The following is a 14,761-nucleotide window of genomic DNA, read 5'->3' as shown; positions in this document are numbered from 1 at the left end:
CGGCCCCCCTTCCAGAACGACTGAGGAACCACATGTCCAAGCACACCCTCTCCGTCCTGGTCGAGAACAAGCCCGGCGTGCTCGCCCGCATCGCCTCGCTGTTCTCCCGTCGGGGCTTCAACATCGACTCCCTCGCCGTCGGCCCGACCGAGCACCCGGACGTCTCCCGGATGACGATCGTGGTCAACGTCGAGGACCTCCCGCTGGAACAGGTCACCAAGCAGCTCAACAAGCTCGTGAACGTGATAAAGATCGTCGAGCTCGACCAGGCCGCTGCGATCCAGCGGGAACTGGTCCTGGTGAAGGTCCGCGCCGACAACGAGACCCGGTCGCAGATCGTCGAGATCGTCCAGCTGTTCCGTGCCAAGACCGTCGACGTGTCGCCCGAGGCGGTGACCATCGAGGCCACCGGCAGCTCGGACAAGCTGGAGGCCATGCTCCGGATGCTGGAGCCTTACGGCATCAAGGAGTTGGTCCAGTCCGGCCTGGTCGCCATCGGCCGCGGCGCCCGTTCGATCACGGACCGCTCGCTGCGCGCCCTCGACCGCAGCGCGTGAACAGTGCGAGACGGTGACCGTCTCACCTTCTGAGAGCAAAGACCCCGACCCCGCCGGGTGCGCCTACCGTAGGAACCCCGGCAACCATCACGCAAGGAGATGTGCCCCCGTGGCCGAGCTGTTCTACGAAGACGACGCCGACCTGTCCATCATCCAGGGCCGCAAGGTCGCGGTCATCGGCTACGGCAGCCAGGGCCACGCCCACGCGCTGTCCCTGCGCGACTCCGGCGCCGACGTCCGGGTCGGCCTGAAGCCGGACTCGAAGTCCCGTGCCAAGGCGGAGGAGGCCGGCCTGCGCGTCGTCACCCCGGCCGAGGCCGCGGCCGAGGCCGACGTCATCATGATCCTGGTCCCGGACCCGATCCAGGCCGACGTCTACGAGGCGGACATCGCCCCGCACCTGAAGGCCGGCGACGCCCTGTTCTTCGGCCACGGCCTGAACATCCGCTTCGGCTTCATCAAGCCCCCGGCGGACGTCGACGTCTGCATGGTCGCCCCGAAGGGCCCGGGCCACCTGGTCCGCCGCCAGTACGAGGAGGGCCGCGGCGTCCCGGCGATCGTCGCCGTCGAGCAGGACGCCTCGGGCAACGCCTTCGCCCTGGCGCTGTCGTACGCCAAGGGCCTGGGCGCCACCAAGGCCGGCGTCATCAAGACCACCTTCACCGAGGAGACCGAGACCGACCTGTTCGGTGAGCAGGCCGTCCTCTGCGGTGGCACCGCCGCCCTGGTGAAGGCCGGGTTCGAGACCCTGGTCGAGGCCGGCTACCAGCCGGAGATCGCCTACTTCGAGTGCCTGCACGAGCTGAAGCTGATCGTCGACCTGATGTACGAGGGCGGCCTGGAGAAGATGCGCTGGTCGGTCTCCGAGACCGCCGAGTGGGGCGACTACGTCACCGGCCCGCGGATCATCACCGCCGACACCAAGGCCGAGATGAAGAAGGTCCTCGAGGAGATCCAGGACGGCACCTTCGCCAACACCTGGATCGCCGAGTACAAGGCCGGCCTGCCCAAGTACAACGAGTACAAGAAGGCCGACGAGGACCACCTGCTGGAGACCACCGGCAAGAAGCTGCGCTCGCTGATGAGCTGGGTCAACGAGAAGGCCTGAGCCTTCCCCGACCGCCCGCTTCCGGCAGGCTTGATTTTGTAACGCCCTTGTACAAGTCGGCTGCTCTCGTCCGGGTGATTTCGCCGGACGGGAGCAGCTTGCTACCCAGCCCGTCGATACACTCCGAGTGCGCGTCAGGCCCACAGCGTCGTGCGTCTACCTACGCGGCATGCCACCTTCCCCCGTCCTTCCACGCCACCTACGTGCCGGGGGAACCGCAGAGCAGAGTTAAGGACACACTGTCGTGAGCACTGTGACATCCAAGACCGCCGTCGTTCTGATCGCCGAAGAGCTGTCGCCCGCCACCGTGGACGCCCTCGGCCCCGATTTCGAGATCCGCCACTGCAACGGCGCCGACCGCACCGAGCTGCTCACCGCGATCGCCGACGTGGACGCGATCCTGATCCGCTCCGCCACCAAGGTCGACGCCGAGGCGCTGGCCGTCGCCCGCAAGCTCAAGGTGGTCGCCCGGGCCGGCGTCGGCCTGGACAACGTGGACGTCGCCGCCGCCACCAAGGCCGGCGTGATGGTCGTCAACGCGCCGACCTCCAACATCGTCACCGCCGCCGAACTCGCCTGCGGCCTGCTGATCTCCGTCGCCCGCAACATCGCGCCGGCCAACGCCGCGCTCAAGCAGGGCGAGTGGAAGCGCAACAAGTACACCGGCGTCGAGCTGAGCGAGAAGACCCTCGGCGTCGTCGGCCTCGGCCGGATCGGCGTCCTGGTCGCCCAGCGGATGTCCGCGTTCGGGATGAAGATCGTCGCGTACGACCCCTACATCCAGGCCGCCCGCGCCGCGCAGATGGGCGTCAAGCTGGTCACCCTGGAGGAGCTGCTGGAGGTCTCGGACTTCATCACCGTCCACCTCCCCAAGACCCCCGAGACCATCGGCCTGATCGGCGACGAGGCGCTGCACAAGGTCAAGCCGACCGTACGCATCGTCAACGCCGCCCGCGGCGGCATCGTGGACGAGGAGGCGCTCGCCAGCGCGCTGCGCGAGGGCCGGGTGGCCGGCGCCGGCCTGGACGTCTACGCCAAGGAGCCGTGCACCGACTCCCCGCTGTTCGGCTTCGACAACGTGGTCGCCACCCCGCACCTGGGCGCCTCCACCGACGAGGCGCAGGAGAAGGCCGGCATCGCGGTCGCCAGGTCGGTGCGCCTCGCGCTCGCCGGCGAGCTGGTGCCGGACGCCGTGAACGTCCAGGGCGGCGTGATCGCCGAGGACGTCCGCCCGGGCCTGCCGCTCGCCGAGAAGCTCGGCCGGATCTTCACCGCGCTGGCCGGCGAGGTGGCCGTCCGACTGGACGTCGAGGTCCGCGGCGAGATCACCCAGCACGACGTGAAGGTGCTCGAACTGTCGGCCCTGAAGGGCGTGTTCGAGGACGTCGTGGCGGAGACGGTGTCCTACGTCAACGCCCCGCTGTTCGCCCAGGAGCGCGGCGTCGAGGTCCGGCTGACCACCTCCAGCGAGAGCCCCGAGCACCGCAACGTGATCACCGTGCGCGGCACTCTCGCGGACGGCGAGGAGATCGCCATCTCCGGCACGCTGGCGGGCCCCAAGCAGACCCAGAAGATCGTCGGCGTGGACGCCTTCGACGTGGACGTGGCGCTCACCGACCACATGGCCTTCTTCAAGTACGAGGACCGCCCCGGCGTGGTCGGCGTGCTCGGCCGCCACCTCGGCGACGCGGGCATCAACATCGCCGGCATGCAGGTCGCCCGCGAGGGCGGCGGCGCGCTGGCCTCCATCACCGTGGACAGCCAGATCCCGCAGGACGTCCTGACGGTGATCGCCGCCGAGATCGGCGCCCGCTTCGCGCGCTCGGTCGACCTGGGCTGATCCCAGCGCGAGTGCTTCGCCCCGGGCAGGGCCCGGACCACCGTTCGAACGGTGGTCCGGGCCCTGCTGCGTTCTCCCGGGTGACTCCCGTCTCAGATACTAGGAAATCCAAGTATTCGTGCAGACACGGCCGGGGCGGGGTCGTACCGTGGAAGGGCCATACGGTGTGCCGCCCCTGTAGCCAGGGCGCGCGGCCCGTGTGCGCGTGCGCCATCACAGGCGGGTGACCCCTGCCTCGCGTGCTCCTCTCCCGTTCCATGCCGCGCCGTCGAGCGCGCCGCTTCCAAGGAGCCCGGTATGTCTCCCACCGCCGACCGCCACGCCACCCCCGCCCCCGCCGCCACCTCCGTCCGCGCCCCGCGCCGCCGTCGGGCCGCCGAGCGGAACCCCTTCGCGGCCGCCGCCCTGCAGCGCTCGCTGGACCGCCGGGACAACGGTGGCGTGACCGGCCACCACTGAGCGGTCCTGTTCTCGCGATTGTCGTCCGAATAGGCCGTGCGGGCTGACGGCGCGTCACTCCGTAGAGTGCAACTTGCGGCTGTCCGAGCGAAGTTGCTCGTGCTCGGTGGCGAGATCATCCTAATTTGGGGCCCCCGGAAGGGTGATCGACGTCCGCGCGGGCGGGTGTCAGCGACCTCCTCGGTGTGCGGATCATCCCCCCTTGCCGGGGAGAGGGTCCCTCGTGCGACTGCCACCTGTCCGCCGTCCGCTCGCCCGGATCGGTCTCACCCTGACGCTGCTGGCCGCTGCGTTCGTTCCCAGCAGCGCCCTGCTCGCCGCGACCCCGGCGTCCGCCGGCCCACCGCCGACCGGACCACCCGGCGCGGGATCGTCGCGGGGCGGCCGAACCACCTCCGTCCTGCTCGAACTCGCCACCGAGGCGGCCGGCCCCGCCTGGCGGCGCGCCGCCGACGGGGCCCGGCGCGAGCGGCGCTCCCCGGAGGCCGTCCGCCGGGAGTCCGCGCGGGCCGGGGCGGCCCAGCGGGCCCGGGCCGGAGACGCGCTCGACCGGCTCGCCGACGCCGTCCACCGGGCGGCGCCCGACACCCGGGAGCTCTACCGCACCCGCACCCTGCTCACCGGCCTCGCGGTCAGCGCGCCCGCCGGCCGGCTGCCCGCGCTGCGGGCGCTGCCCGGCGTCCGGGCCGTCCACCCGATCGTCGTCAAGCGGCGCGACAACGCCTACTCCGTCCCGCTGACCGGCGCCCCGCAGGTCTGGGCCGGTGACCCGGCGCCCGCCGGCAACACCGGGCAGGGCGTGCGGATCGGCATCATCGACAGTGGCATCGACTACACCCACGCCGACTTCGGCGGCCCCGGCACCGAGGAGGCGTTCCGCTCGGTCGAGCGCGGCAAGCCCGCGCCGGCCGCGCTGTTCCCCACCGCCAAGGTGATCGGCGGCAAGGACCTGGTCGGCGACGACTACGACCCCGACCCGTCCTCCCCGCGCCACCAGCCGGTGCCGCACCCCAGCGACAACCCGCTCGACTGCGACCGCAACGGGCACGGCACCCACGTCGCCGGCACCGCGGCCGGGTACGGCGTCACCGCCGACGGCCGCCCGTACACCGGTCCGTACGGGCCCGGACTGGACCCGGCCGGGTTCAGGATCGGCCCCGGCGCCGCCCCCGGTGCCCAGCTGTACGCGATCCGGGTGTTCGGCTGCGACGGCTCCACCGACCGGCTCGCCCAGGCCCTCGACCTGGCCGCCGACCCCGACGGCGACGGAGACCTGGCCGACCGGCTGGACGTCGTCAACCTCTCGCTCGGCAGCCGCTTCGGCAGCACCGACGACACCGACGCGCTGGCCGTCGACCGGCTCGCCGCGCTGGGCACCGTCGTGGTCGCGGCCGCCGGCAACGAGGGCGACGTGTACGGCATCGGCGGCAGCCCCGGCACCGCCGCCCGGGCGATCACCGTCGCCGCCTCCGTCCACGGGCACGCCGACGTGGACGGCATCACCGTGCTCGAACCGGCCGCCCTGGCCGGGGTCGTCCCGGCGCACTGGAGCGAGCGCTACCAGGGCTGGGCCACCGCCGAGGTCAGCGGCGAACTCGCCCTGCCCGCCGACCAGTCGGACGGCTGCGCGGCCTTCGGCGAGGCCGACCGGCAGCGGCTGGCCGGGAAGGTCGCGCTGCTCGCCTGGAAGACCAGTGACGCCGACCGGCCCTGCAACTCCGGCCCGCGCGCCGACCACGTCGCCGACGCGGGCGCGATCGGCGCGGTCTACGCCGCCGACAGCGACCACCTCGCCGAGATCGCCGGCAACGACCGGGTGCCCGTCGCCCTGCTGGCCCGCGCCGACGGCGAGCGCCTGCGGCAGTCCGCGGCCGCCGGGCCGACCAGGGTCCGGCTCGCCGCCCCCGGCAACCCGCTGCACGGCTCCGTCGCGCAGAACCAGCCGGCCCGGGCCGACACCCTGACCGACTTCACCTCGCGCGGCACCGGCGTGCCCGGCGTGCTCAAGCCCGACCTGGCGGCCCCCGGCGAGACCATCTGGTCCGCCCTGGTCGGCAGCGGCACCGGCGGCCAGCGCGAGAACGGCACCTCCATGGCCACCCCGCACGTGGCCGGGCTCGCCGCGCTGGTCCGCGCCGCGCACCCGGACTGGCCGGTCGAGCAGCTCAAGGCCGCGCTGATGAACACCACCACGGACACCTACCTCGGCGACGACCACAGCGGACCGGTCTACGGGCCCGAGCGCACCGGCGCCGGGCGGGTCCGGGTCGACCAGGCGGTCCGCACCCCCGTCGTCGCCTACGCGGCGGGCCAGGGCGCCGAGGAGGGCGGCGTCGGGGTCTCCTTCGGGCCGGTCGAGGTCGGCGGGCCGACCGCGCTCGGCCGGGAGATCGAGGTCCGCAACCACTCGGACGCCCCGGTGAGCTACCGCACCGGCTACGCGGCGGCCACCGAACTGCCCGGCGCCTCGTTCGAGGTGACGCCGGACCGGGTCGACGTCCCGGCCGGCGGCACCGCCCGGGTGCGGGTGACGCTGTCCGTCCCCGGGGAGCTGGGCCGCGCGCCCGACCCGACCATCGCCACCGTCCAGGCCGGACACCCGCGCACCTACCGGGGAGAGCTCTCCGGCCGGGTGCTGCTGACGCCGGTCGCCGACGACGCCCTGCCGCGGCTGCGGGTCCCGGTGCTCGCCGCCCCGCGGCCCACCAGCGACCTCGCGGCGACGGCCGCCGTCCGTGCCCCGCGGGGCGGCAGCCTCGTCACGGTCGGCGGCGGCGCCGCCCCCGGCGCGGCGCCCGGGCTGGTCACCGCCCTCGCCCTCGGCGGCGAGGCGGCCCGCTGGGCCGACTGCCCGCCCGGCAGCGGCGCCGCCGTCGGGCCGGGCGCGGGCATCCGGCCCGAGGACGCGGGGGAGGAGGCCGGCGCCGCGCAGGACGTCTGCGTCGAGCACCCCGGCGAACGGTCCGCGAACCTGCGCGCGGCCGGCGCCGCCGTCGACTCCGAACTGCTCTACGTGGGCGTGCAGTTGTGGGCCCCCGCGGTCACCCCGGTCGGGCTGTACGGCGTCCGGGCCGTGCTGGACACCGACGGGGACGGCAGCACCGACGTCATCCTCAAGGCCGACCGGCTGCGCGGCAGCGACGTCCTGGTCTCCCGGGCCCTCGACGCCCGGACCGGCGCCGAACTCGACGTCCAGCCGCTCAACGCCCGCTGGGGCGACACCGACACCGCGCTGCTGGACAGCGACGTGCTCCTGCTGCCCGTCAAGCTGAGCGCCCTGCCCGGCGTCGGCCCCGGCCACAGCACCGTCCGCTACGGCGTCTGGACCGGCGCCGCGACCGCCGGCACCCCGGAGGTGGCCGAGGCCTACTCCGCCATCGGCCTGCGCGGCACCCGCCCGGACGTCCCGCTGGACGTCCTGCACCCCGCGCTCGCCGCCCGGGCCGGCCTCGACGGCCCCCCGGCCGTGCTGGCCCCCCTCGGCCCCGGCACCGTCCTCGACGTGCGCCGCACGGCCGGCACCGGCGGCAGGCTCCTGCTGCTGCACCACCTCAACGCCGACGGCCGCCGGGCCCAGGTGCTCACCCTGCCCTGACCCGACACCCGTACCTCCGGGGCGGCCCACCGATCGTCGGCGGGCCGCCCTAGGCGTTCCGTCAGGCGGTTCGCTGTCGGGCGCGGCGGCGGGTGAGGTGGCCGGCGGCGGTGACCAGGGCGAGGACGGCGGCGGTGGCGGCGGTGACGGTGAGGCCCTCGGTGAGGCCGGGCGGGCGGAAGGAGCAGGAGATCCGGGAGGCGCCGGGGCCGAGGGGGACACCGATCATGCCCAGCACCGGGGTGGGCGCCGCGGACCGGCCGCCGTCGACGGCACAGGTCCAGCCCTCCGCGGCGGGGACGGAGAGCAGCGCGGTGCCGGTGGAGCCCGCCGGGAGGGTGGCCGCGACGGTGTGCCCGCCGGCCTCCACCCGGGTGGCGCCGGTGGCGGTGAGCCGGGCGACGGCGGCGTCCAGGGCGTCGGTCCGCAGGCAGCCGATCGGGCGGGCGGGGACCTGGCTGACGGTGTCGGAGCGCAGCGTCACCCGGACCACCCCGTCCGCCGGGACGGTCCCCAGCCGGTGGATCGCCACGGCCGTGGTGGGCTGCTCGCCGTCGCTGCGGTAGCCGGTGCCGAGGCCGCTGACCGTGCCCCGGTACCAGACGCCGTGGAAGTAGGCCGTCGACCCGGGCGTGCAGGCGGCGGTGAACACGGTGCCCTCGTCGCCGGGCGGCACCGACCAGCCGCTGGTGCCGTGCAGGATGGGCGCCGGTCCGCCGGCCGGGACGGGCAGCGGGGCGTCGTACACCTGGCTGCCGAGCAGCGACTCCTGGCGGGACCAGACCGAGGAGGTCTCCGTCCGGGCGCCCGGCGGCAGCACGGTGACCAGCGGTGGTGCGGCGGCCCGGCCCTGGGCGAGCCCGTACGGCGGCGGGCCGTCGTCCAGGTGGGCGCGGACGGCGAACAGCGCCTGCCCGACCGGGTCGGTGACGCTCGCGGTCTGCCGCCCGCCGGCCGTCCAGCCCGCGCCGAGGTCGTGCAGCAGCAGGGCGGCGACGGTCGGCAGGTAGCCGCTGAAGTAGCCGCCGCCCTGACCGCCGAGCAGCAGCGGGTCGTTGGTGGTGAAGGCGTGCGGGCCGGGGTCGCTGCGGCCCCGCGGCCAGTCGTCGGCCGTCCGGACGGCCGTGTGCCCGGCCCGTACGGCGGCCGGGGAGAGCCCGTCGGGGGGCGTCGCGCCGAGCGCCGCGTACCCGGACCAGACGGCGTTGCCGAGCACCGTGCCGCCGATCACCCAGGTGGCCACCGCGTTCGCCCGGCGGTCCGGGTGCCGACGGTCCAGCACCCAGAGGGCGGTGAGCAGGACGGCGCCGCCGGCGCCCAGCAGCACCCAGGTGGCGGGGCGGACCGAGTGCCGGCCCGCCGCCAGGCCGGCGATCACCGCGACCGCGCCGGCGCCGCCCAGCAGGGTGAGCGGGTCCGGCCGGTGCGACAGCGACACCCAGCCGGCCAGCACCAGCAGCCCGCTCAGCACGAAGGCCACCCGGTACGGCCCGCCGGCCGGGATCGCCAGGCCGTGCCAGACCAGGACGGTCGGGGTCCAGAGGAAGCCGAGCACCACCAGCACCAGTGCCGCGCACCAGGCCGCCCGCTCCCGCGGCCGCACCCGCCGGTTGAACGGCAGCCCGCAGACCAGCAGCAGCCCGAGCACGCCGATCGCCACGTCCGGCAGCGCCCGTCCGCCGTGGGCGGCGGGCAGCAGCTGGGCGAGGTGGCCGCCGAGGCCGGACGGGCCGAGCGGCTGCACCGGGGACTCGGGCTGGGCGCCCCGGGCGGCCCGGACCGCGACGAACAGCACCGGGGCGGCGAGCAGCACCCCGGCGGTGACCATGGTGACCGCCCGGCCGGTGGCCCGGACCCGTCGGCGCTGCGGCATCGGGGAGGCGAGCAGCCGGACGGCGAACAGCAGCGCGGCCGCCAGGGTGGCCAGGGCGGCGGTGTACAGGTTGCCGGCCCAGGCCAGGGTGACGCACAGGGTGCCGGCCACCCAGCGCCGCTCGTGCAGGCACCAGTCGGTGGCGAGGCCGAGCAGGGGCAGCGAGACCAGGCCCCAGAGCCACATCGGGGCGGCCCCGCCGACGTCCAGCACCCAGGCGCACAGCCCGTACCCGACGGCGGCGAGCGCCCGCAGCGGGCCCGGGCCGGCGTGCAGCCGGCCGAGCAGGCGGGCCATCAGGGCGGTGCCGAGGCCGATGGTGGCGAGGGTGACCAGGAGGACGGCGAGTTCGCCGCGGTCGCGGGGGAGGAGGGCGGCGAACCAGGAGAACGGGTTCATCAGGTAGGCGAAGAAGTCCGCCAGGAACGGGACGCCGTACCCGCTGTTCCAGTTGAACAGCAGGTCCCCGGCGGTGTCCCCGTGCAGCAGGTCCCACAGGTGGGCGTGGTAGGGCACCGCGACCGCGTCCGCCCCGGCCGGCCACCGTCCGCGCAGCCCCGCCGCCAGCGCGTACCCGCCCGTGGCCAGCGCCGCCGCGCCCCCGCAGACCAGCCCCTCCCGTCGCCGCTCGCTCCTCACCGACACGCCCCGTTCCACCAGTGACCCCGCACCTCGCCACCCTAAGCGCGCCCCCCGCGCGGGATCCGACGCACGCGCTCCTTCGAAGGGGTGACGCACCGTCGGGACGGGCGGCGCCCTCACCCGGACGTGTAAGGAGCTGTCCGGATGGTGGACGTGAGGTGTCAGCCCCTGGGACGGCGGAGTAGGGTCCGAGCATGTCTCGCACCATTCGTCTCGCAGTTGTTCCCGGTGACGGCATCGGCCAGGAAGTGGTGGCCGAAGGCCTCAAGGTCCTGGGCGCCGTGCTTCCCGCCGACGTGAAGCTGGAGACCACCGAGTACGACCTCGGGGCCCGGCGCTACCACCGGACGGGGGAGACGCTGCCGGACGACGTGCTGGCGGAGCTGAAGTCGCACGACGCGATCCTGCTGGGTGCCATCGGCGACCCGAGCGTGCCGTCGGGGGTGCTGGAGCGCGGGCTGCTGCTCAAGCTGCGCTTCGCCTTCGACCACCACATCAACCTGCGTCCGGGGCGCCTGTTCCCCGGGGTGGAGTCCCCGCTGGCCGGCCAGCCGGAGATCGACTTCGTGGTCGTCCGCGAGGGCACCGAGGGCCCGTACGTCGGCAACGGCGGCACGCTGCGCACCGGGACGCCGCAGGAGGTGGCCACCGAGGTCAGCCTGAACACCGCGTACGGCATCGAGCGCGTGGTGCGCGACGCCTACCGGCGGGCCCAGGCGCGGCCGCGCAAGAAGCTCACCCTGGTGCACAAGAACAACGTGCTGGTGCACGCCGGGCACCTGTGGACCCGGATCTTCGCCGAGGTCGGCCGGGAGTTCCCCGAGGTCACCACCGACTACCTGCACGTCGACGCGGCGACGATCTTCTTCGTCACCCAGCCCGAGCGCTTCGACGTCATCGTCACCGACAACCTGTTCGGCGACATCCTGACCGACCTGGCCGCCGCCGTCACCGGCGGGATCGGCCTGGCCGCGAGCGGCAACATCAACCCGGGTGGCGAGTTCCCGTCCATGTTCGAGCCGGTCCACGGCTCGGCACCGGACATCGCCGGCCAGGGCAAGGCCGACCCGACCGCCACCGTGCTGTCGGTCGCCATGCTGCTGGAGCACCTGGGCTTCGCCGCCGAGGCCGCCCGGGTCGAGGCCGCCGTCGCGGCGGACCTGGCCGAGCGCTCCGGCACCCGCAGCACCTCCCAGGTCGGCGACGCGCTCGCCGGCCGAGTATCCGGGTAGCGGGCCGGATCCGAGCGGAGGTCCGGCCCGTCGGCCGGATCCGAGAACGGGATCCGGCCGGTCGGCCGGATCGCGACAAGGTTTCCGGCCAGGTGGGCCGGACCGCATAACCGCAGCTTGCAGCTCTCAAAGGAGCCGGCGGCTGTTCGGCACGGCCCTCTGGATGCGAGTATCGACAGTGGGCCGTGCCGTCGTGCGTTCGTTCCGGCGTTCGATCGCCGAAACGTTCATTCGACGGTGGCGGCCCGGACCAACCCCACGGTGAAGGAAACAGCCATGAGCACGCCCACCCCGGCGCCCATCACGTTCGACCTCAAGCCCTCCGCGCACCCGCTGCCCGCAGCGGAGCGCCAGGCCCGGCTGACCAACCCGGGCTTCGGTCGTATCTTCACCGACCACATGGTCACCATCCGCTGGACCGAGGGCGTGGGCTGGCACGACGCCCAGCTGGCGCCGTACGCGCCGCTGGAGATCGACCCGGCGAACATGACCCTGCACTACGGCCAGGCGATCTTCGAGGGCCTGAAGGCCTACCGCCAGGCCGACGGCTCCATCGCCACCTTCCGCCCGGAGGCCAACGCCGCCCGCTTCCAGGCCTCGGCCCGCCGCCTGGCGATGCCGGAGCTGCCGGTGGAGACCTTCGTCGAGGCCGTGGAGCTGCTGGTCCAGCAGGAGCAGGAGTGGGTCCCGAACGAGCCGGAGCAGAGCCTCTACCTGCGTCCGTTCATGTTCGCCACCGAGGTCGGCCTGGGGGTCCGCCCCGCCAACTCCTACCTGTTCATGATCATCGCCTCGCCGGCCGGCGCCTACTTCCAGGGCGGCATCAAGCCGGTCTCGGTCTGGCTGTCCAAGGAGTACGTCCGGGCCGCTCCCGGTGGCACCGGCGCCGCCAAGTGCGCCGGCAACTACGCCGCCTCGCTGGTCGCCCAGGCCCAGGCCGCCGAGAAGGGCTGCGACCAGGTCGTCTGGCTCGACGCCGCCGAGCACCGGTGGGTCGAGGAGATGGGCGGCATGAACCTGTACTTCGTCTTCGGCGAGGGCGCCGACGCGAAGATCGTCACCCCGGAGCTGTCCGGCGCCCTGCTGCCCGGCATCACCCGTGACTCGCTGCTCCAGCTGGCCACCGACCTCGGCTACGCCGTCGAGGAGCGGAAGATCTCCACCGACGAGTGGCAGCAGGCCAACGCCGACGGCACCCTCACCGAGGTCTTCGCCTGCGGCACCGCCGCCGTCATCACCCCGGTCGGCTCGGTCAAGTCCGCCGCCGCCGACTGGACCGTCGGCACCGGCGAGCCCGGCCCGATCACCATGGAGCTGCGCAAGGCGCTGCTGTCGATCCAGGGCGGCCAGACCCCCGACACCCACAACTGGCTGCACAAGATCGTCTGATATTCGGACCGAAGTACCGCCGCCGGCCTGCCCTGTTCCGCATCGCGAGACGGGCGGGCCGGATCCCGGCGGCTGTGCCAGACTGCCAGCGTGTCCTCGCTTTCGCTGATTATCGGCAGCAGGCGCGCCGGTCCGCAGTGACCGCTTCCGCAGGACCCGACGCGGAGCGACCACGACGTCCAGACCCGCGCGCAGACCTCTCGCACCCGCGAGGGGTCTTTTTGCTTTCGGGCACAGCCCCCGACGAGCACGACACCCGGACCGGCCGACGGCCCCCACAAGGGGCTCGGGACACCGGGGCGGCGCGCGAGATCCTGGACAGTGGAGCCGGGACGAGAAAACCGGCCAGAGCAGTACGAACCTCCCCGAACGGAGAACCAGGGGTCATGACCGAGGTCAGCCGCACCGACGACAGTTTCCACGTGTTCGACACCACGCTGCGCGACGGCGCCCAGCGGGAGGGCATCAACCTGACGGTGGCGGACAAGCTGGCCATCGCCCGGCACCTGGACGAGTTCGGGGTCGGCTTCATCGAGGGCGGCTGGCCCGGGGCCAACCCGCGGGACACCGAGTTCTTCGCCCGCGCCGCCGCCGAACTGGAGCTGGCGAACGCGCAGCTGGTCGCCTTCGGCGCCACCCGCCGGGCCGGCGGCCGGGCCGCGGACGACCCGCAGCTGGCCGCGCTGGTCAGCTCCGGCGCCCCGGTCGTCACCCTGGTCGCCAAGGCGCACGACCGGCACGTCGAACTGGCGCTGCGCACCACCCTGGACGAGAACCTGGAGATGATCCGGGACAGCGTCGAGTTCCTGCGCGCCCAGGGCCGCCGGGTCTTCATCGACTGCGAGCACTTCTTCGACGGGTACCGGGCGAACCGCGAGTACGCCCTGGCGGTGGTCCGCACCGCGCACGAGGCCGGGGCGGACGTGGTGGTCCTCTGCGACACCAACGGCGGGATGCTGCCGGCCGGCGTCCGGGAGACCGTCGCCGAGGTCCTGGCGAGCACGGGCGCCCGGCTCGGCATCCACGCCCAGGACGACACCGGCTGCGCGGTCGCCAACACCCTGGCCGCGGTGGACGCCGGGGCCACCCACGTCCAGTGCACCGCCAACGGCTACGGCGAGCGGGTCGGCAACGCCAACCTGTTCCCGGTGGTCGGCGCGCTGGAGATCAAGTACGACCGCCGGGTGCTGCCCGCCGGCCGGCTGGCCGAGATGACCCGGATCTCGCACGCGATCGCCGAGCTGGTCAACCTGACCCCCTCCACCCACCAGCCGTACGTCGGCTACTCGGCCTTCGCCCACAAGGCGGGCCTGCACGCCTCCGCCATCAAGGTCGACCCGGACCTGTACCAGCACATCGACCCCGAGCGGGTCGGCAACACCATGCGGATGCTGGTCTCCGACATGGCCGGCCGCGCCTCCGTCGAGCTCAAGGGCAAGGAGCTCGGCTACGACCTCTCCACCGACCGGGACCTGGCCGGCCGGGTGGTGGCCAAGGTGAAGGAGCAGGAGAACCTCGGCTACACCTACGAGTCCGCCGACGCCTCCTTCGAGCTGCTGCTGCGCGACGAGGTGCGCGGCAGCCGGGACCGCTTCTACACCCTGGAGTCCTGGCGGACCATCAGCGAGCAGGGCCCGAACGGGATCTCCGGCAACGAGGCGACCGTCAAGCTCCGGGCCAAGGGCGAGCGCCGGATCGCGGTGGGCGAGGGCAACGGCCCGGTCAACGCGCTGGACCAGGCGCTGCGCACCGCGCTGGAGGGCATCTACCCGCCGCTGGCCACCTTCGAGCTGGTGGACTACAAGGTCCGCATCCTGGAGGGCCAGCACGGCACCGGCTCCAAGACCCGGGTGCTGATCGAGTCCACCGACGGCACGGCCACCTGGTCCACCGTCGGCGTCGCCGACAACGTGGTCGCCGCCTCCTGGCTGGCGCTGGAGGACGCGTACACCTACGGCCTGATCCGGGCCGGGCTGGACCCGACCGAGTAGCCGGAGCGGGGCAGCGGGACGTGAGGCCCATGGACCGGAAGGTCCGTGGGCCTCACGTGTGCTCGTCCCCGGTCT

At 73.8% G+C, this 14,761-nt stretch carries 9 protein-coding genes; 8 read left to right on the top strand and 1 reads right to left on the bottom strand.

Going from position 1 to position 14,761, the window contains the following annotated elements:
* Positions 1-32 precede the first annotated feature (32 nt).
* The 5 genes from ilvN (at position 33) to ACYP53_RS03260 (ending at position 7,559) form a co-directional block, all read left to right on the top strand.
* The gene (ilvN, locus tag ACYP53_RS03280; protein WP_030057405.1) at positions 33-557 is read left to right on the top strand and encodes an acetolactate synthase small subunit; all 525 of its coding nucleotides are present in this window, start codon (positions 33-35) and stop codon (positions 555-557) included.
* Positions 558-666: 109 nt separating this feature from the next.
* Positions 667-1,665 (top strand): ketol-acid reductoisomerase, encoded by a 999-nt coding sequence (gene ilvC / locus ACYP53_RS03275; protein ID WP_189915819.1) that lies wholly within the window; start codon positions 667-669, stop codon positions 1,663-1,665.
* Positions 1,666-1,918: 253 nt separating this feature from the next.
* Positions 1,919-3,505: a phosphoglycerate dehydrogenase gene (gene serA, locus ACYP53_RS03270; protein ID WP_373313710.1), complete on the top strand. Its 1,587-nt coding sequence runs from the start codon at positions 1,919-1,921 to the stop codon at positions 3,503-3,505.
* Between the two features lie 297 nt (positions 3,506-3,802).
* Complete coding sequence (locus ACYP53_RS03265) at positions 3,803-3,964, top strand: hypothetical protein (protein ID WP_189915821.1); 162 nt, start codon at positions 3,803-3,805, stop codon at positions 3,962-3,964.
* A 223-nt stretch (positions 3,965-4,187) separates the two neighbouring features.
* Positions 4,188-7,559: a S8 family serine peptidase gene (locus tag ACYP53_RS03260; protein ID WP_459646588.1), complete on the top strand. Its 3,372-nt coding sequence runs from the start codon at positions 4,188-4,190 to the stop codon at positions 7,557-7,559.
* A 61-nt stretch (positions 7,560-7,620) separates the two neighbouring features.
* Here the strand turns inward: ACYP53_RS03260 and ACYP53_RS03255 are convergent, their stop codons facing one another.
* Complete coding sequence (locus ACYP53_RS03255; protein ID WP_459646587.1) at positions 7,621-10,077, bottom strand: YfhO family protein; 2,457 nt, start codon at positions 10,075-10,077, stop codon at positions 7,621-7,623.
* Positions 10,078-10,268: 191 nt separating this feature from the next.
* Between ACYP53_RS03255 and ACYP53_RS03250 the strand changes: the two genes are divergently transcribed.
* From ACYP53_RS03250 to cimA, 3 genes are all read left to right on the top strand, one after another.
* Positions 10,269-11,306, top strand: a complete 1,038-nt coding sequence (locus tag ACYP53_RS03250; protein ID WP_189915824.1) for a 3-isopropylmalate dehydrogenase — start codon at positions 10,269-10,271, stop codon at positions 11,304-11,306.
* 276 nt (positions 11,307-11,582) lie between these two features.
* Positions 11,583-12,695, top strand: coding sequence for a branched-chain amino acid aminotransferase (locus tag ACYP53_RS03245; protein ID WP_189915825.1), 1,113 nt, complete (start codon positions 11,583-11,585; stop codon positions 12,693-12,695).
* A gap of 386 nt (positions 12,696-13,081) precedes the next feature.
* A complete protein-coding gene (gene cimA, locus ACYP53_RS03240; RefSeq protein WP_189915826.1) occupies positions 13,082-14,686 on the top strand; it encodes a citramalate synthase in 1,605 nt (534 codons plus the stop codon).
* Positions 14,687-14,761 lie beyond the last annotated feature (75 nt).

The organism is Kitasatospora sp. Ki12 (assembly GCF_054601375.1).
The sequence above is the reverse complement of the archived record's forward strand: the minus strand, read 5'-3'. Positions and strand labels throughout refer to the sequence as shown.

Coding starts and splice junctions, on each gene's coding strand:
- ACYP53_RS03250 (WP_189915824.1), top strand. CDS start 10,269: ATGTCTCGCACCATTCGTCTCGCAGTTGTTCCCGGTGACGGCATCGGC.
- ACYP53_RS03265 (WP_189915821.1), top strand. CDS start 3,803: ATGTCTCCCACCGCCGACCGCCACGCCACCCCCGCCCCCGCCGCCACC.
- cimA (WP_189915826.1), top strand. CDS start 13,082: ATGACCGAGGTCAGCCGCACCGACGACAGTTTCCACGTGTTCGACACC.
- ilvN (WP_030057405.1), top strand. CDS start 33: ATGTCCAAGCACACCCTCTCCGTCCTGGTCGAGAACAAGCCCGGCGTG.
- ACYP53_RS03245 (WP_189915825.1), top strand. CDS start 11,583: ATGAGCACGCCCACCCCGGCGCCCATCACGTTCGACCTCAAGCCCTCC.